Source organism: Oceanomicrobium pacificus (genome assembly GCF_009833495.1).
Taxonomy (GTDB): Bacteria; Pseudomonadota; Alphaproteobacteria; order Rhodobacterales; family Rhodobacteraceae; genus Oceanomicrobium; species Oceanomicrobium pacificus.
Genome location: NZ_WUWG01000003.1, coordinates 903,274 through 918,826, shown reverse-complemented (window position 1 = coordinate 918,826; position 15,553 = coordinate 903,274). Strand labels below are relative to the sequence as shown.

The 15,553-nt window shown below is 64.2% G+C and carries 16 protein-coding genes and 1 tRNA gene; 7 read left to right on the top strand and 10 right to left on the bottom strand.

Annotation, left to right across the window (positions count from 1 at the left end; genetic code table 11):
* Window positions 1-96: 96 nt before the first annotated feature.
* Window positions 97-1,074 carry an MBL fold metallo-hydrolase gene (locus GSH16_RS10985; RefSeq protein ID WP_160854950.1) on the bottom strand — a complete coding sequence of 326 codons (978 nt, stop codon included), beginning with the start codon at window positions 1,072-1,074 and terminating at the stop codon, window positions 97-99.
* A gap of 140 nt (window positions 1,075-1,214) precedes the next feature.
* Window positions 1,215-2,237, bottom strand: coding sequence for a ketol-acid reductoisomerase (ilvC, locus tag GSH16_RS10980; RefSeq protein WP_160854948.1), 1,023 nt, complete (start codon window positions 2,235-2,237; stop codon window positions 1,215-1,217).
* A 134-nt stretch (window positions 2,238-2,371) separates the two neighbouring features.
* On the opposite strand from ilvC, the gene GSH16_RS10975 reads away from it, so the two are divergent.
* Together GSH16_RS10975 and GSH16_RS10970 are read left to right on the top strand one after the other, a co-directional pair.
* Window positions 2,372-2,833 (top strand): Lrp/AsnC family transcriptional regulator, encoded by a 462-nt coding sequence (locus GSH16_RS10975; RefSeq protein WP_160854946.1) that lies wholly within the window; start codon window positions 2,372-2,374, stop codon window positions 2,831-2,833.
* Complete coding sequence (locus GSH16_RS10970) at window positions 2,830-3,306, top strand: Lrp/AsnC family transcriptional regulator (RefSeq protein WP_160854944.1); 477 nt, start codon at window positions 2,830-2,832, stop codon at window positions 3,304-3,306. The genes GSH16_RS10975 and GSH16_RS10970 overlap by 4 nt, the downstream gene beginning before the upstream one ends.
* Window positions 3,307-3,318: 12 nt before the next feature.
* Here GSH16_RS10970 and GSH16_RS10965 read toward each other — a convergent pair whose 3' ends face one another.
* Entirely contained in the window at window positions 3,319-4,545 is a 1,227-nt protein-coding gene (locus tag GSH16_RS10965) for an FAD-dependent monooxygenase (RefSeq protein WP_160854942.1), read from the bottom strand.
* A 41-nt stretch (window positions 4,546-4,586) separates the two neighbouring features.
* Complete coding sequence (locus GSH16_RS10960; protein ID WP_160854939.1) at window positions 4,587-5,228, bottom strand: pyrimidine 5'-nucleotidase; 642 nt, start codon at window positions 5,226-5,228, stop codon at window positions 4,587-4,589.
* Between the two features lie 161 nt (window positions 5,229-5,389).
* Between GSH16_RS10960 and GSH16_RS10955 the strand changes: the two genes are divergently transcribed.
* Complete coding sequence (locus GSH16_RS10955) at window positions 5,390-6,037, top strand: GntR family transcriptional regulator (protein WP_160854937.1); 648 nt, start codon at window positions 5,390-5,392, stop codon at window positions 6,035-6,037.
* A complete protein-coding gene (locus GSH16_RS10950) occupies window positions 6,030-6,800 on the top strand; it encodes a hypothetical protein (protein WP_160854935.1) in 771 nt (256 codons plus the stop codon). Before GSH16_RS10955 ends, GSH16_RS10950 begins: the two co-directional genes overlap by 8 nt.
* On the opposite strand, the gene GSH16_RS10945 is transcribed toward GSH16_RS10950, so the two are convergent.
* Together GSH16_RS10945 and carA are read right to left on the bottom strand one after the other, a co-directional pair.
* Window positions 6,781-8,646: a glycosyltransferase family 2 protein gene (locus GSH16_RS10945; protein WP_160854933.1), complete on the bottom strand. Its 1,866-nt coding sequence runs from the start codon at window positions 8,644-8,646 to the stop codon at window positions 6,781-6,783. The two genes, GSH16_RS10950 and GSH16_RS10945, sit on opposite strands and share 20 nt — an antisense overlap.
* Before the next feature lie 53 nt (window positions 8,647-8,699).
* Window positions 8,700-9,896: a glutamine-hydrolyzing carbamoyl-phosphate synthase small subunit gene (gene carA, locus GSH16_RS10940; RefSeq protein ID WP_160854931.1), complete on the bottom strand. Its 1,197-nt coding sequence runs from the start codon at window positions 9,894-9,896 to the stop codon at window positions 8,700-8,702.
* Between the two features lie 188 nt (window positions 9,897-10,084).
* On the opposite strand from carA, the gene GSH16_RS10935 reads away from it, so the two are divergent.
* A complete protein-coding gene (locus tag GSH16_RS10935) occupies window positions 10,085-10,540 on the top strand; it encodes a GatB/YqeY domain-containing protein (protein WP_160854918.1) in 456 nt (151 codons plus the stop codon).
* Between the two features lie 60 nt (window positions 10,541-10,600).
* On the opposite strand, the gene GSH16_RS10930 is transcribed toward GSH16_RS10935, so the two are convergent.
* The 4 genes from GSH16_RS10930 to lipB all read right to left on the bottom strand — a co-directional run bounded on the left by GSH16_RS10930 (window position 10,601) and on the right by lipB (window position 14,292).
* Window positions 10,601-10,948, bottom strand: coding sequence for a hypothetical protein (locus tag GSH16_RS10930; RefSeq protein WP_160854916.1), 348 nt, complete (start codon window positions 10,946-10,948; stop codon window positions 10,601-10,603).
* Window positions 10,949-11,083: 135 nt separating this feature from the next.
* Window positions 11,084-11,683, bottom strand: a complete 600-nt coding sequence (locus GSH16_RS10925; RefSeq protein ID WP_160854914.1) for a DUF2244 domain-containing protein — start codon at window positions 11,681-11,683, stop codon at window positions 11,084-11,086.
* A gap of 6 nt (window positions 11,684-11,689) precedes the next feature.
* Window positions 11,690-13,363: a cytochrome c oxidase subunit I gene (locus GSH16_RS10920; protein ID WP_160854912.1), complete on the bottom strand. Its 1,674-nt coding sequence runs from the start codon at window positions 13,361-13,363 to the stop codon at window positions 11,690-11,692.
* A 194-nt stretch (window positions 13,364-13,557) separates the two neighbouring features.
* The gene (lipB, locus tag GSH16_RS10915; protein WP_160854910.1) at window positions 13,558-14,292 is read right to left on the bottom strand and encodes a lipoyl(octanoyl) transferase LipB; all 735 of its coding nucleotides are present in this window, start codon (window positions 14,290-14,292) and stop codon (window positions 13,558-13,560) included.
* A 126-nt stretch (window positions 14,293-14,418) separates the two neighbouring features.
* Here lipB and GSH16_RS10910 point away from each other — a divergent pair.
* Window positions 14,419-14,505: transfer RNA gene (locus GSH16_RS10910), tRNA-Leu, on the top strand.
* A 232-nt stretch (window positions 14,506-14,737) separates the two neighbouring features.
* Window positions 14,738-15,517 carry a nuclease-related domain-containing protein gene (locus GSH16_RS10905; RefSeq protein ID WP_160855206.1) on the top strand — a complete coding sequence of 260 codons (780 nt, stop codon included), beginning with the start codon at window positions 14,738-14,740 and terminating at the stop codon, window positions 15,515-15,517.
* Window positions 15,518-15,553 lie beyond the last annotated feature (36 nt).

The window sequence follows — 15,553 nt, the reverse complement described above, 5'->3', positions numbered from 1 at the left end:
TGCCTGTTGGCGCCCTTCTAGCGAACCCGTCGAGGGTTGTCGAACGGAAAACGCCCGCTGCAACTGCGGCGGGCGTTGGGGCCTGATCCGGGACTGTCAGACGTGGAACTGGTAGCTGGCCGCGACGTAGCGGAACGACCCGTCATAGGGTTCCAGATATCCCAGCGCCGGTGCCGGCATGTGGTAGCCGATGAAGGGCAGGCGTTCCGAGGCGATCATGCCCAGCAGCTCGCGCCGCGTGTTGGCCGCTGCCTCCTTGTCCATGTCGAACCGGACGTGCCAGTCGGGGCGCTGCAGCGACACGACGAAATGGTTCACCGTGTCGGCGGTCAGGATCAGGTTCTGCCCGCCGCTCTCGATCCGGTAGGCCATGTGACCGGGCGTGTGGCCGAAGGCGTTCACCGCCTCGATGCCCGAGACGACGGCATCCCCGGGCGCGACGAAGGTCATCTTCTCGGCCATCGGCACGACCTTGGCCTGCACCAGCTTGACGGAATTGGCGAGCGCGTCGTTGCCTGCAGCCGCGTCTCCGGTCCAGAAATCATATTCGGTCGCGCCGGTCACATAGCGGGCGTTCGGGAAGGCCGGACTGCCGCCTTCGGTCAGGCCGCCAATATGGTCGCCGTGGAAATGTGTGATGACGACAATGTCGATATCCTCGGGGCTGATGCCCGCCGCGGCCAGATGGTCGAGCAGCAGGCCCGCCGCCGGACGGCGGCCCGTGTCGCCATTGCCGGTGTCAAAGAGCACCAGCTCCGCCCCGGTGTTCACCAGCGTGACGGTGAAGCCGATTTCCATGCGGGTTGGCGGCAGGAAATTCTCTTCCGCCAGCGCTTGCACCTCGGAGGCGTCGACATTCTGTCCGAAGATCGGGTGCGGGCCGTCGAGCGCCACGCCGCCATCGCGGATCGTCGTGATCTCGAAATCGCCCATCTTGAAGCGGTAGACGGAGGGAACGGAAAGCCCCTGCATCTCGGCCGCTGCTTGGGCGGGCAGGGCGGGGGCGAGGCTCGCGGCACCGGCGAGCGCCACGCCCGACAGGAGCGTCCGGCGGGACATGGTGAAGTCTGACATGCTTGATCTCCCTGTTGCTGTCGCTTTGGATTACGCAGCGTCAGCGCGGTCCGATCATTTTTGACGGTGCGGCCTGTCGATCAGGCATGAAAAAGGGGCCGGCGCAGGGCCGGCCCCAGTCATCCGGTAAATCCGGCAGATCAGTTCTTGGACTGGTCCACCAGCTTGCCGGCCGAGATCCAGGGCATCATCGCGCGGAGCTTCTCGCCAACCTGCTCGATCTGATGTTCGTCGTTGATCCGGCGGGTCGCCTTGAAGAAGGGCTGGCCGACGGCATTTTCCTGCATGAAGTCGCGCACGAACTTGCCGGTCTGGATGTCGGTCAGGACCTCCTTCATGCGTTTCTTGGTTTCCTCATAGGGCAGGATCCGCGGGCCGGAGACATATTCGCCATATTCCGCGGTGTTGGAGATGGAGTAGTTCATGTTCGCGATGCCGCCCTCGTAGATCAGGTCGACGATCAGCTTCACCTCGTGCAGACATTCGAAATAGGCCATTTCCGGCTCGTAGCCGGCCTCGACCAGCGTCTCGAAGCCCATGCGGATCAGTTCCACGAGGCCACCGCAGAGCACGGCCTGCTCGCCGAACAGGTCGGTTTCGCATTCCTGGCGGAAATTGGTCTCGATGATGCCCGAACGGCCGCCGCCGATGGCGGAACAGTAGGAGAGGCCGATTTCCATCGCCTTGCCGGTCGCGTCATTGTCGACAGCCACGAGGCAGGGGACGCCGCCGCCCTTGACGAATTCGCCGCGCACCGTGTGGCCGGGGCCCTTGGGTGCCATCATCAGCACGTCGATGCCGGGCTTCGGCTCGATCAGGCCGAAATGGACGTTGAGCCCGTGGGCAAAGGCGATGGCGGAGCCTTCGCGCAGATTGTCGTGGACATATTTCTTGTAGGTTTCGGCCTGAAGTTCATCGGGCATGGTGAACATGATCAGGTCGCACCAGGCCGCGGCTTCGGCAATGCCCATGACCTGCAGCCCTTCGGCTTCGGCCTTGGCCGCCGAGGGCGAGCCCTCGCGCAGGGCAACGACAAGGTTCTTCGCACCGCTGTCGCGCAGGTTCAGCGCATGGGCGTGACCCTGCGAGCCATAGCCGAGGATGGCGACCTTCTTGTCCTTGATCAGGTTGATGTCGCAATCGCGATCGTAATAAACGCGCATGGGCGTTGTCCTTCCATTGATGTATCTCTGACGGTCACAATAGCGGTCTGCGGAGAATTTTCGCCTTTGATCTGCAGGAAATTCGCGATATCTGGAAATTCCAATTCGTGTTGAGCCAAGATTTCGGAAATATCATGCACGCCGTCGACGACATGGACAGGAAACTCCTGCGCATCCTGCAGGATGATCCGGACCTGAGCACCGCCCGGTTGGCCGAGGAAGTCGGTCTGTCGGCGGGCGCCTGCTGGCGGCGGATCGAACGGATGGAGGCCGCCGGCATCATCCGCGGGCGCGAAACGGTCATCAACTGGCGCGCGCTCGGCTATGAGGTGGAGGTCTATCTGCGCATCACCCTCGACAAGACGGAGACAAATGCGTTCGACAGTTTCATCCGCGCCGCCCGCGACGTGCCGGAAGTGACGCGGCTGGAAACGCTGCTCGGGCGGGTCGACATCCGGATGGACATCCGCGCGCGCGATCTTGCCCACTATCAGGAGATCTACAAGGACCGCATCCTGACCCTGCCGCACATCCTCGATATCGAGGCGCTGATGCTCGTTTCCGAACTGAAGCACAGCGAAAGCCTGCCGATATGAGCGACGACGGGGCGCGCATCGATCTGGACGAGACGGACCGCAAGATCCTGCGCGAACTCTTGCGCGACGGGTCGCTTGCAGCAGGTGCGGTGGGCCGTCGCGTCGGCCTGAGCCAGCCCGCCGCCTGGCGGCGGATCAAGCGGCTCGAAGCGGCGGGCGTCATCCTCGGGCGCCGGCTGGTGCTCGACCGCGAAAAGCTCGGCTTCGGCGTGACCGTGTTTCTCGGCGTGAAACTCGCCGCCCGTGGGCGTGTCTCGCTGGAGGATTTCGAGCGCGCCGTGGCCGCCATTCCGGAAGTGCAGATCGTGCAGCATGTGCTCGGCGTCTATGATTACCGGCTGCGGGTCGTAGCCCGCGATCTGGCCGATTTCGAGCGCATCCTGCGTCGTCGTATCATGACACTGCCGGGCGTGGGCGACGTGGAATCGAACGTGCTCCTGAGCGTGGAAAAGGACGCGCCGGGTCTCGTCTGACAGCGGCCGCCTTCAGGCGCCGTCGCCGCGCCCCATGCCCAGACCGGCCTGCATGGCGAGCTTGCGCACCGGCGCCATGCCGGAGAGCGCCCGCAGGCCCTGCCGCCGCAGGTCGCGCAGGGCGGGGGCCGACATGATCGATGCGCTGTTGAGCAGATCGACGCCGGTCGTCCGCAGGGCCACATCACGCGCGCGGGTCTTCTCATACTCCGCAAGCAGGACCGGATCACCGAGCGGGCGACCGTCCGTGCGGGCCCGGATCACCATGTCGCGGAGCGCGGACAAATCGGCGAGGCTCATGTTCAGCCCCTGCGCGCCGATGGGCGGCACCACATGCGCGGCCTCGGCCATCAGCACGGTTGCGGGGCCGGTCATCCGCTCGGCCGTCTGCGCGATGATCGGCCAGGCCACCTTGCGGCTGATGACGGTCAGGTGGCCCAGCATATCGCAGGCGCGTTCGTTCAGCGCCGCCTCGAACGCCGCCGTGTCGAGCGCGGCCAGCCGCTGGATCTCCGGCCCGCGATCCATCCAGACGACCGCCGAACGGTGCGTGCCATCGCTGTCGTCCGGCAGGGGCACAAGCGTGAAGGGCCCGCCGGCGCGGTGGATCTCGGTCGAGACATTTTCGTGCGGGCGGGGGTGGGACACGTTGAAGACCAGCGCCTTCTGCCCGAAGGTCCGGGTTTTGACCCCGATGCCGAGGCTCCTGCGGATCAGGCTGCCGCGCCCGTCGGCTGCGACCAGAAGTTCCGGCCGCAGCGCGCGGCCGTCATCGAGATGCACGATCGGGCCGCTGGTGCGCGGCGTGATGCGCTCCACCTTGCAAGGCGCGACGAAATCGACGCCCGCCATGTCCCCGATCACGGCCATGAACTCGCGCCGCAAGAGCCAGTTGGGCAGGTTGTAGCCGAAGGCCTCGTGCCCCAGTTCGCTGGCGCGGAAATCGGCCAGCTCGCGCACGGCGCAAACCGGTCCGCCCGCATCTGCTATGCGCATGGTCTCGAGCGGTTGCGCATGCGGGGCAAGCCGGTCCCAGAGACCGGCCGACCGCAGGAGCGCCACCGAGGGCTGCAGGAAGGCGGTGCTGCGCAAGTCGGCGCCTTCGGCGGCGATGTCCGTCACCGGCGGGACCGGATCGACGCAGGTGACCTGCGCGCCGGTCCGTGCCAGCGTGATGGTGGCGATCAGGCCCGCGACACCGCCGCCGGCCACGAGAATATCGGTATGTTGCGCTGTCATGGGTCGAGCCTAGAAGGTCCGCCGCCGAGGTGCAAAGCCCGTCAGCCCAGTTGCGTCAAGAAGTCCCGCAGGCGCTCCGTCCGGTGGTGGATATGCGGCGCGTCGCCCGTATCGCCAACCAGCACCGTCCGCATGCCGCGCGCATGTGGCACGGCAAGGTTGCGCGGATCATCCTCGAACATCGCGCCACACTTCGGGTCGAGCCCGTCGCGGACAAAAATCCGGTCGAAGGCCGCGGCTTCGGGTTTGGGGCGGTAATCCGCATCCTCGATCCCGTAGATCGCGTCGAACAGCCCGTTGAGGCCGAGCGCATCTGTCACCCGTTCGCCGTGGCGGCGCGACCCGTTCGTGTAGACGATCCTGCGCCCCGGAAGTGCTGCAATCGCGGCATGGAGCTTTGCGTCCTTTGCCAGTCCGCTCAGGTCGATCTCGTGCACCTCGTGCAGATAGGGATCCGGGTCGATCCCGTGCCGGTCCATCAGCCCGGCCAGTGTGGTGCCGTGATTGTGCCAGTAGTCGCGGCGCAGCGCGTCGGCCTCGGTCCGGTCGAGCCCCAGTTCCCGCATCACGAATCCCGCCATCAGGACCTCGATCTGCGCGAATAGGTTGGCCTCGGCCGGATAGAGCGTGTTGTCGAGGTCGAAGACCCAGACATCGACATGGGAGAAATTCTCTTTGACCATGGGCGAGCCTTAATCCGCACGGTCGGGCAGGGCAAGGGGTGCCCGTGACAGGTGTGATCGGGACCGGTTGGCCACAGGTCCGTATACGGTCGCATGCACTGTCGACCTCGCGCGCGGGCGGCGATAAGGTGACGGAACGACAACAAGGGGATGACAGGCGCATGGCTTCAGAAACGGGCGCCCATCGCGATGCCTACGAGCTTGTGCTCGATGCGATCGATCAGGGCGATTACCGCCCCGGTGACAGGCTGGTGGAAAGCGAACTGGCCGACCGGTTCGGCGTGTCGCGCACACCGATCCGCGAGGCGTTGCAACGGCTGGAGACGCAGGGCGTTCTGGCGCGCGACGGGCGCAGTCTTGTGGTGGCATCGCTCGATCATGATCAGCTGGGCGAGCTTTATGTCGTCCGCTCGGAACTGGAAGGGCTGGCGGCACGGCTCGCCGCACAGCATGCCGCGCCGGAGGAAATCCGCATCCTGAAGGATATGGTCCAGCGCGACCGGCAGCTGATGGGCAAGCCCGAGGCGCTGTCGAGGGCGAACAAGCGGTTCCACCGGCAGTTGCACATGGCGAGCCACAACCGCTACCTGATCCAGCAACTCGACATGGTGCACAGGTCGATGGCGCTGCTCGCCACGACATCCTTTGCCGCCGAAGGGCGGGATATGACCGCGCTCGACGAGCATGAAGCCATCGTCGCCGCAATCGAGGCGCGGGACGGGCCGACGGCCGACGAGGCCGCGCGCCTGCATATCTCGCAAGCCTACGAGACCCGCCTGAAAGTGGAGGCCGAGAGCGCCGATGGGTGAACGGATTGCACTGGCCGAGGAGATCGCGCGCGAGATCACCGGCGGCGAACCCGTGCGCGACCGCGCGGCCTCGATCGCCGATGTGGCGGCGGCCTACGAGATCCAGGACCGCGTGGCGGCAGAACTGGCGCATCAGCGCGGTCCGGTCGGCGGATACAAGATTGCGTGGAACGGGCCGGGGCAGGCGGCGAAACAGCATGTGGATGCGCCCGGCACAGCCCGGATCTTTGCTGCCGAAATCCAATCCGACCCGGGGAATCTGGGGCTCGACGGGCGGCTGTCGCCGGCCATCGAATGTGAAATCGCGGTGCGGCTCGGGGCCGATCTGGCCGGGCAGGCGGACTGGACGGCCGACGCCGTGCGCCCGGCCGTGGCCGAGGTGATGCCGGCTTTCGAGTTGCTCGACCGGCGCGGCGGGCTGGCCACGGCGCACGGGCCGACGGCGCTGGCCAACAATGTCTTCAATATCGGCTGCGTGCTCGGGGCGGCCTGTGATCCGTCGATCCTCGACACGGGCGATTTCGGCGAAACGCGGCTCGACGGGCCGGGCGGGACGCTGTTGCAGGCCGCCAATGCGGTCCCGCAGCCGCCGCTCGACGCGCTGGCCCATGTGACGACCGTGCTGACCGCGCGCGGGCTCGCCTTGCGGGCCGGTGACGTGGTGCTGTGCGGCGCGCATGAGCCGGTCCGGGCCGTTGCAGCGGGCGGGCACTACCGGCTGACCATAGGGGCGCTCGGAAGCGTCAGCCTGACGGTCGGGTGACAAGGGGGTCCCGCCCCGCGCCATGCGGGGTCTTGGCCCAGGCAAACGGGTGGAACAATAGCCCGATCAGGGCGCGATAGGCCGCGAGCGCTGCCAGCGTCCAGTAGATCGTGAAACACGGCACCCAGACCATCAGCCCCGCACAGCCCGCACGGCGCGTGCCGCGCCATTGCAGCGCGAAATTCACGACCCATGGCAGCAGGCCGAGCGTCAGCAGAACCACAGGGCCGGGCAGGCCGGGCAGATGGCTGATGCCGAGCACCTGCAGCCACAAAAGGATATGCGCGGGCTGCGCCAGAAATCCGATGATGCTGCCGAGAAAGAGCAGGTTGGCCATCACGAAGCGGCCCGGTCCGAGGTCTCGCAAGGCCGCGCGGGGGTGGCGCATATGGGTGCGCCACGTCACGATATAGCCCTTGATCCACCGGCCGCGCTGCCGCAGCCAGGGTCGGATGCGGGCGTTGGCCTCCTCCCATGTGGTGCTGTCGAGCATCTCGCACCGGTAGCCGAACCGGGCAAGCCGGAGGCCGAGGTCGGCATCTTCGGTCACGTTGTGCGCGTCCCAGCCGCCCAGCTGCTCCAGCGCCGCGCGCCGGAAATAGACCGAGGTTCCGCCGAGGGGTATCGGTGCGCCCAGCCGCTGCAACGCGGGCAGCAGGCAGCGGAACCAGGCCGCATATTCGATGGTGAAGAGACGCGACAGCCAGTTGGCGCGGCGGTTGTAGAAATCGAGCCGAGCCTGCACACAGGCCACGCGGGGCGGGGCTTGCGCAAGCGCCCGCACCGCGAGGTCGATCTGGTCGGGATCGGGCCGGTCCTCCGCATCCAGAATACCGATGATCTGCCCGTCGCAGAAATCGAGCGCCAGGTTCATCGCCTTGGGCTTGGTGCGGAGCCCGTCGGGCGGCACGATCGTCACCGTGATCCACGGCGGCAAGACGATTGCGCCAAGTGCGTTGCGCGTGCTCCGGTCATCGGCTTCCACCAGCAGCTTCACGTCGAGAAGCGCGCGCGGATAGGTCAAGCGGCCAAGTGCGGTCAGAAGGGCCGGCAGGATCGCGGCTTCGTCCCGCAAGGGGATCAGGACCGAGACTTTGGGCCGTCGGCCGGTCAGCGGGACCGGGCGCCGGTCCGGGGCCACGCGCCCCGACGCGGGCGCCAGCGCGACGAGCCGCAGCGCGGTCAGCCCCATCGCTGCCACCAGGACCGTCCAGACCGCCAGACTTGCCGCCACGGTTGGCCAGAGCCCCAGCAGCAGAAGAAGGGCCAGCAGCGCCAGCGACAGGCGCAGCCGCTGCACGGGGCGTTCCAGATCGCGGCAGCTGAACCCGTCGGGGCAGCGGTCGCGCGCGCGTGCCCCCAGTTCGACGCCCCGTTGGGACAGGAGTGACCGGCGGATCGCGCCGGCCGGCGCCAGCAGGCAGGTGACCGGACCGACGCTTTCGGCATGACAGAGCGCGCGCACATCCCGTTCGCGCCGCGGATCGGCAATCAGGATGAGGATACGCCCGTCGATCCAGCGCCAGGGCAGGCAAAGGAGCGCCAGTTCGGCGTCAAGCGGCAGGAGATCGACAAGGGCAGGGTCGGGCGGCGCGTGATCGGGATTGACGCGCGCTAGCCCCGCCTGCCGCGCGAGCGCCGCGTGGACATCGACGCGCGCCGCGAGGTTTTCGGCCACGAGAATATCCCCGAGCGGGGCATTCTGGCGCCGTTGCAGAAGGAGCCCGAGTTCAAGCTCTTCCCGGTGGAGCGCGCCGCTGCGCATCAGAAGCCGCCCGAGCGGCACCGCAAGCGCGTCGTACCGGTCCGGCGGTGCTTTGTCCAGATCCGTGAAAAGATTGCCCATCCGATCCCCCTTGGCGGAGGATTGGCGGGTCGCGTTAAAATTTGGCTAAATCTTTAGCCTTTTCGCGCGTCCATGGCGGCGGCGAACCGCTCGAACAGATAGTAGCTGTCCTGCGGACCGGGGCTGGCTTCGGGATGGTACTGGACCGAGAAGACCGGCCGGTCGACCATGCGGATACCGCAGTTCGACCCGTCGAAGAGCGAGACATGGGTTTCCACCACACCCTCGGGCAGGGACTGGCTGTCGACGGCAAACCCGTGGTTCATCGAGGTGATCTCCACCTTGCCCGTGTCCTTGTCCTTCACCGGATGGTTGGCGCCGTGATGGCCGTGGCTCATCTTCAGGGTGCGGGCCCCGAGCGCCAGCGCCAGCATCTGGTGGCCGAGGCAGATGCCGAAGATCGGCAGGTCGGTCTCCGCGATCAGGTGCCGGATCATCGGCACGGCATAGGTGCCGGTCGCGGCCGGGTCGCCCGGACCGTTCGACAGGAAAACCCCGTCGGGATTGTGCGCGAGCACTTCCTCGGCAGTTGCCGTCGCGGGCAGGACCGTCACGTCGCAGCCGGCCGACGCCAGGCAACGCAGGATGTTGCGTTTCGCACCATAGTCGAGCGCCACGACCTTGTGGCGCGCCTCGGTCTGCTTGGGGTAGCCGTCGGGCCAGGCCCAGCGCATGTCGTCCCAGCGGAAGGACTGCGCACAGGTGACGTCCTTGGCCAGATCGGCCCCTTCGAGTCCCTTGAAGCTGCGCGCCTTTTCCAGAAGCCCGTCCACATCGAACTGGCCGTCTGCCGCATGCTGGATGGCGACATGCGGCGCGCCCTGCATCCGGATGGCACGGGTCAGGCGGCGCGTGTCCACAGCGCCGATGCCGATCCGGTCGCGCTTGGCGAGCCAGGCCGACAGGTCGTCGGCGGCGCGCCAGTTCGACGGTGCGGTCGGGTCCCAGCGCACCACCATGCCGGCCGCGGCCGGGTCGGCGCGCTCGTCATCCTCAGGCGTGACGCCGGTATTGCCGATATGCGGGAAGGTGAAGGTCACGACTTGTCCGGCATAGCTCGGGTCGGTCATGATTTCCTGATAGCCGGTCATCGCGGTGTTGAAGCAGAGTTCCGCAACCGCGATCCCTTCGGCCCCGAACCCTCGTCCGAAGAACACCTGTCCATCGGCCAGCACGAGGCAGGCTGTCGGGTTGCTCTGGGGCGCAGGCGCGGTGGCCAGTGCCTGGTCAGACGGCGCGGACAGGGACATGGGTTTCGATCCTATAGTGGAATTTGGCGGAAAATACGGTGGCCATGCCCGCAGGTCAAGCACAGTCACGAAGAATAATAGTGTTGATTATCAGTGCCTTAGAAAGTTGCACCATGGTTGATCCCGGACGCTGCAATCCCTATATTGGGCCCCTTGTAAACGGATACAGACACCTTTGGGGGTGAAAAATGCTGCGCGACAGACTCAACCAGGCACTCAAGGAGGCCATGAAGTCCCGCGAAAACGAGCGGCTGAGCACGCTCCGGCTGATCAATGCCGCAATCAAGGATCGCGACATTGCGGCCCGGGGCGACGATGGCGCGACCGGCGTATCGGATGACGAAATCCTCGCCATTCTGGCCAAGATGTCGAAGCAGCGGGTCGAGAGCGCGCGCGTCTATGAAGAGGCCGGGCGGCTGGAACTGGCAGAGCAGGAACGGGCCGAGATCAAGGTGATCGAGGAATTCATGCCGCGCCAGATGGACGCTGAGGAGGTCGACGTGGCCATTCGCGCGGCGATCAAGAAGGTCGGCGCGGAATCGGTGCGCGACATGGGCAAGATCATGGGCGAGTTGAAGTCCAACTATGCCGGCCAGATGGATTTCGGCAAGGTCGGCGCCAAGGTCAAATCGGCGCTGACCTGAACCAAGGCGACAAAGTTGTTTGAAAGGGCCGGCACTTGCCGGCCCTTGGTGTTTGGCGCGCTACTGGACCCATGCAAAAGTCCCAGTCTGCTTTCCGTTCATATCGTGAAATGTGCCCTTGCCGCCGGGGCGAAACATGTAGACGACGCCGTAATCCTTGAACACGACCTGCAAGCCCTTGGCGGTTTTGGTCATGGCATTGACCTGTGCCGATGTGCCGGTGTCTTTCAGGCAAAGCCCACTATTGGAGTTGCACGACACAATGTTCGGGCTGTACGGCCCACCGTTTTTGGCGTGCCAGTCCGAGGTGACGGTGATCCGGGTGCCCGGCTTGATATCCTGCGCGATGCCGGCAAAGGGAACCGAGACGGCAACAACACACGCAACCAGTTTCACTATGGTTTTCATGACTATCCCCCACTTTTCAAAGTCAGCAGGTTAGCATGGCAATCGACGACCGATCTGTGATGAAATCCCGTTTCGGTTCATCACGCATCTCAATTGGTGATCGGCGCCAATGCGCGGTCGCAAGGTCCGCGCGCGTCACCCGTTCGCTGGATGGTCGGCGCTGCGTGCGCGGGTCAGGGCCGCGTCCAGTTCCTCGGAGAGCTGCTGCCGCTCCTCGGGGCTGAGGAATGCGCCAAGCTCGATCGTGCGTCCGTTGCCGGTGAGCGTCAGGTAATGGTCGACCGGACCGCCCTGTTCGCGGCAGGTGAGTCCCACCCATGTCGGGTCCGCGTGCCAGATCCGTTCGCGCCCGTCTGCCTCGCGCCGCTCGACAAGGATCAGCCCACGCCAGAGCCGCAGGTCCTCCTGCAGGCGGGCGTCGCGATAGTTGCGGCGCAGGAGCAGCCAGAGGAGCGCCAGCGTCGCCAGCGCGAAGAGGATGAGCACCAGCGCCACCGGCGAGCCGAGAAAGGGCAGGACGGGAATGACCAGCCCGGCGAAGACGATCAGGAGGAGTGTGCGGAAGCCGGTTTCGCTCAGCGACCTGTGGGGCCAGAGCGTCACCGCATAGAGCGGTTCGGTCGCGGGCAGGGGCGGGCGCCGGTCCGAAGGGCGCAGGCCATCGGCATCGCCTGAACGGCGCGGGGCCGATGCATCTGCACCGGCCCCGTTCCTGTCTTTGTCAAACTCTGCCATCGCGGCTCAATGCTGCGGATGCTTGTCCCACATGTCCTGCGTGGGCAGCGTCTCGAACGTATGTTCGGGCGGCGGGTTCGGCAGGGTCCATTCCAGCGTGTCCGCGCTTTCGCCCCAATATGCCGGATCCTCGACCTTCTTGCCGCGGGTCAGCGTGTAGAAGACGATCCCGATGAAGAAGAGGAAGGAGGCGAAGGACAGGAACGCACCCCAGGAGGAGATGTAGTTCCAGTAGGCGAAGGCTTCCGGATAGTCGATGTAGCGGCGCGGCATGCCCTGACGGCCCAGGAAGTGCTGGGGGAAGAAGGTCAGGTTGGCCCCGATGAACATCATCCAGAAATGCAGCTTGCCGGCCCATTCGGGATACTGGCGGCCCGACATCTTGCCGATCCAGTAGTAGATCCCGGCGAAGATGCAGAAGACGGCGCCGAGCGACATCACATAGTGGAAGTGGGCCACGACGTAATAGGTGTCATGATAGGCGCGGTCGACACCGGCCTGCGACAGGACCACACCGGTCACGCCGCCCACGGTGAAGAGGAACAGGAAGCCGAAAGCCCAGAGCATCGGCGTCTTGAACTCGATGGAGCCGCCCCACATGGTCGCGATCCAGGAGAAGATCTTCACCCCGGTCGGCACCGCGATGACCATGGTCGCCAGCATGAAGTAGCTCTGCTGGGTGATCGACATGCCCACCGTGTACATGTGGTGCGCCCAGACGACGAAGCCGAGGACGCCGATCGCGATCATCGCCCAGACCATCGGCATGTAGCCGAAGATCGGTTTGCGCGAGAAGGTCGCGATCACGTGGCTGATGATGCCGAAGCCCGGCACGATGATCATGTAGACTTCCGGATGGCCGAAGAACCAGAGCAGGTGCTGGTAGAGCACCGGATCACCGCCGCCGGCCGGATCGAAGAAGGTCGTGCCGAAGTTGCGGTCCGTCAGCAGCATCGTGATGGCGCCCGCCAGAACCGGCAGGGACAGCAGGATCAGGAAGGCGGTGACGAAGATCGACCAGGCGAAGAGCGGCACCTTGAAGAGCGTCATGCCCGGCGCGCGCATGTTCAGGAAGGTCGTGATCATGTTGATCGCGCCGAGGATCGAGGAGGCACCCGAGACGTGGACCGCGAAGATCGCGAGGTCCATCGACATGCCCGCTTCGTTGGTGGACAGCGGTGCATAGAGCACCCAGCCGACACCCGACCCGAGCTGGCCGTTGCCGCCCGGAGAGAGCAGCGAGGCAATGCCGAGCGCACAGCCCGCGAAATACATCCAGAAGCTCAGGTTGTTCATCCGCGGGAAGGCCATGTCCGGTGCACCGATCTGCAACGGCATGAAATAGTTACCGAAACCGCCGAACATGGCCGGAATGACCACGAAGAACATCATCAGGATGCCGTGATAGGTGATCATCACGTTCCACAGATGGCCGTTGGGCGTACAGGCATCCGCCGACTGGGCGACCAGCGATGCGCCTTCGAGGCACATATACTGGACACCCGGTTCCATCAGCTCCATCCGCATATAGACGGTGAAGAGGATCGAGATGAACCCGACAATCGCCGAGGTGAAGAGATAGAGAATCCCGATATCCTTGTGGTTCGTCGACATGAACCACCGGGTGAAGAACCCCGGACGGGCATGCTCTTCATGCGCCTGTGCAGCTGCGTCTGCCATAAATGGTCTCCTGAACGTCTCTTATGACGCGAATCCCCATGCCCGGGGTGCGCGCGTGTCTTTTGTCATTGTTGTCTCTAGCGAAGCGTTTCGCCAATCACAACTGCCGCGATGCCGCAGATTGCCACTTTTGAACCGTCACGTGCCCGTGAGCGCCCGCCCGCAACCCACACCGCCCCGCCAAGCGGCTGCGTTCAAGCCGGGGCGTCCGCGGCGGCGAGCAGCGCCGTATCGTCCGTGGTAACGGTCGGGCTGTCGAACAGCGTCTCGAACTGCGCGCGCAACACGAGGTCGAGATCCGCCATGGTGACCGGCAGGCCGAGGTCGACGAGGCTCGTCACCCCGTGATCGGTGATCCCGCAGGGCACGATGCCGGAAAAATCCTCCAGCGCCGGATCGACATTGACCGAGATGCCGTGAAACGAGATCCAGCGGCGCAGGCGGATGCCGATGGCGGCAATCTTGTCTTCCGCCGGGCTGCCGTCGGGCAGGGGCGGGCGGTCGGGGCGCGTCACCCAGACGCCGACACGGCCCGTGCGTTTCTCGCCCGTCACCTGAAATGTGGCGAGGCTGCCGATCACCCAGCGTTCCAGCTGGTCGACGAAACAGCGCACGTCGCGCCCGCGCTTGCCGACATCGAGCATCGTATAGGCCACGCGCTGCCCGGGCCCGTGATAGGTATATTGCCCGCCGCGCTTGGTCGGGTAGACGGGGAACCGGTCGGGGTCGGTCAGGTCTTCGGGCTTGGCAGAGGTGCCGGCGGTGTAGAGCGGCGGATGTTCCACAAGCCAGACGGCTTCCTCCGCCGTGCCCGCCGCGATCTGCGCGGCCCGCGCTTCCATGGCGCGCTCGGCCGTCCGGTAGTCCGTCAGCCCATCGGTGATGATCCATTCGACCATGTGCCGCTCCTGTCCTGCACTGGCCTTCATCTGCGCAAGCGCGGGCCAAATGTCCAGTGGGCGGGGTGCCGCGCAGGAAAATTCCGGAGCGGCGTTTTTTGCGCTTCACATCCCCCGAGCGCTTCGCTATATCGCCCCCAGCCTACCTGATCACGTGCGGTCGTGGCGGAATTGGTAGACGCGCAGCGTTGAGGTCGCTGTGGGGTAACTCCCGTGGAAGTTCGAGTCTTCTCGACCGCACCAATCATCTGAACACTAGTTGACCTAGACCTCCGTGTTCTTGCTGGGCACCAACCAATTTCGATGACCTACTCTTTTGTTTGGTCTAGCAGAAATTGTTTTTTAACAAAACTGTCTTCAGAAATGCTTTCAATGTTCTGCTTACTTTTGCGCCCTTAACCTGATGTGATTTTGTCTGGTGAAACCGGATCGTTTTGTATTGATTTTTTGAGGCCGAAATTGGTAGAGCTCCGGCATGAATGCACCTGAACCTTCCAGCGACATCTCCGTTTTCATTGTCATCGTTCTCGCCGGGCTGCTATTTCTTCTTGCGCGTTTAATTAGGTCTCCAAACTTCATCGGCGCGGTTGGAGAGCGCCGTGTTGCAAGAGGGCTTAAGGCCAGGCTCCCAAAAGACGACTATCATATTTTAAACGACCTCACTTTACCGTGTCGAGATGGAACTACTCAAATTGATCACGTAGTTATTTCTAGATTTGGGGTTTTTGTTGTCGAAACCAAAAACATGTCGGGTTGGATATTTGGTGATGCTAAGCAACGAAGTTGGACGCAGACTCTTCATCGTCAAAAGTTCAAGATGCAGAACCCGACGCATCAAAACTACAAACACGTTAGAGCCGTTCAAGAGGTAGCAGGGCTTGAAAAACATCAAGTTTTTAATGTCGTTGCGTTCGTTGGTTCGGCACGGCCAAAAACGATAATGCCCGGAAATGTGGTTTGGAGCGTTCGTGCCCTGTCACACTACATCAAACAGTTTGACCAAATACGACTGACGGAAAGTGACGTCACCCGCTGTGCATCAGCGCTGAGAGGGCAAGCATTTTTAGCCAACAAGACAACACGTCGAGACCATGTTCAAAATGTCAAAACCATAACCGGCAAACGCGGTGTAGCCGGTGCAACCTGTCCGCGTTGCGGTGGGGGGATGGTTGAGCGAGCAAATCGAAAAAGCGGAGAGCGTTTTCTTGGGTGTATATCCTACCCCAAGTGCCGTGGAACTCGAAAGTTGTCTTGATCAATTAAGAACCAATGATGCCGACGCTATATAGGA

What these genes read in the sequence shown, in the direction of transcription:
- GSH16_RS10970 (WP_160854944.1), top strand. Translation starts at nt 2,830, where the DNA reads ATGAGCGACGACGGGGCGCGCATCGATCTGGACGAGACGGACCGCAAG.
- GSH16_RS10985 (WP_160854950.1), bottom strand. Translation starts at nt 1,074, where the DNA reads ATGTCAGACTTCACCATGTCCCGCCGGACGCTCCTGTCGGGCGTGGCG.
- lipB (WP_160854910.1), bottom strand. Translation starts at nt 14,292, where the DNA reads ATGAAGGCCAGTGCAGGACAGGAGCGGCACATGGTCGAATGGATCATC.
- GSH16_RS10935 (WP_160854918.1), top strand. Translation starts at nt 10,085, where the DNA reads ATGCTGCGCGACAGACTCAACCAGGCACTCAAGGAGGCCATGAAGTCC.
- ilvC (WP_160854948.1), bottom strand. Translation starts at nt 2,237, where the DNA reads ATGCGCGTTTATTACGATCGCGATTGCGACATCAACCTGATCAAGGAC.
- GSH16_RS10945 (WP_160854933.1), bottom strand. Translation starts at nt 8,646, where the DNA reads ATGGGCAATCTTTTCACGGATCTGGACAAAGCACCGCCGGACCGGTAC.
- GSH16_RS10930 (WP_160854916.1), bottom strand. Translation starts at nt 10,948, where the DNA reads ATGAAAACCATAGTGAAACTGGTTGCGTGTGTTGTTGCCGTCTCGGTT.
- GSH16_RS10950 (WP_160854935.1), top strand. Translation starts at nt 6,030, where the DNA reads ATGGGTGAACGGATTGCACTGGCCGAGGAGATCGCGCGCGAGATCACC.
- GSH16_RS10975 (WP_160854946.1), top strand. Translation starts at nt 2,372, where the DNA reads ATGCACGCCGTCGACGACATGGACAGGAAACTCCTGCGCATCCTGCAG.
- GSH16_RS10905 (WP_160855206.1), top strand. Translation starts at nt 14,738, where the DNA reads ATGAATGCACCTGAACCTTCCAGCGACATCTCCGTTTTCATTGTCATC.
- GSH16_RS10925 (WP_160854914.1), bottom strand. Translation starts at nt 11,683, where the DNA reads ATGGCAGAGTTTGACAAAGACAGGAACGGGGCCGGTGCAGATGCATCG.
- GSH16_RS10960 (WP_160854939.1), bottom strand. Translation starts at nt 5,228, where the DNA reads ATGGTCAAAGAGAATTTCTCCCATGTCGATGTCTGGGTCTTCGACCTC.
- GSH16_RS10955 (WP_160854937.1), top strand. Translation starts at nt 5,390, where the DNA reads ATGGCTTCAGAAACGGGCGCCCATCGCGATGCCTACGAGCTTGTGCTC.
- GSH16_RS10920 (WP_160854912.1), bottom strand. Translation starts at nt 13,363, where the DNA reads ATGGCAGACGCAGCTGCACAGGCGCATGAAGAGCATGCCCGTCCGGGG.
- GSH16_RS10965 (WP_160854942.1), bottom strand. Translation starts at nt 4,545, where the DNA reads ATGACAGCGCAACATACCGATATTCTCGTGGCCGGCGGCGGTGTCGCG.
- carA (WP_160854931.1), bottom strand. Translation starts at nt 9,896, where the DNA reads ATGTCCCTGTCCGCGCCGTCTGACCAGGCACTGGCCACCGCGCCTGCG.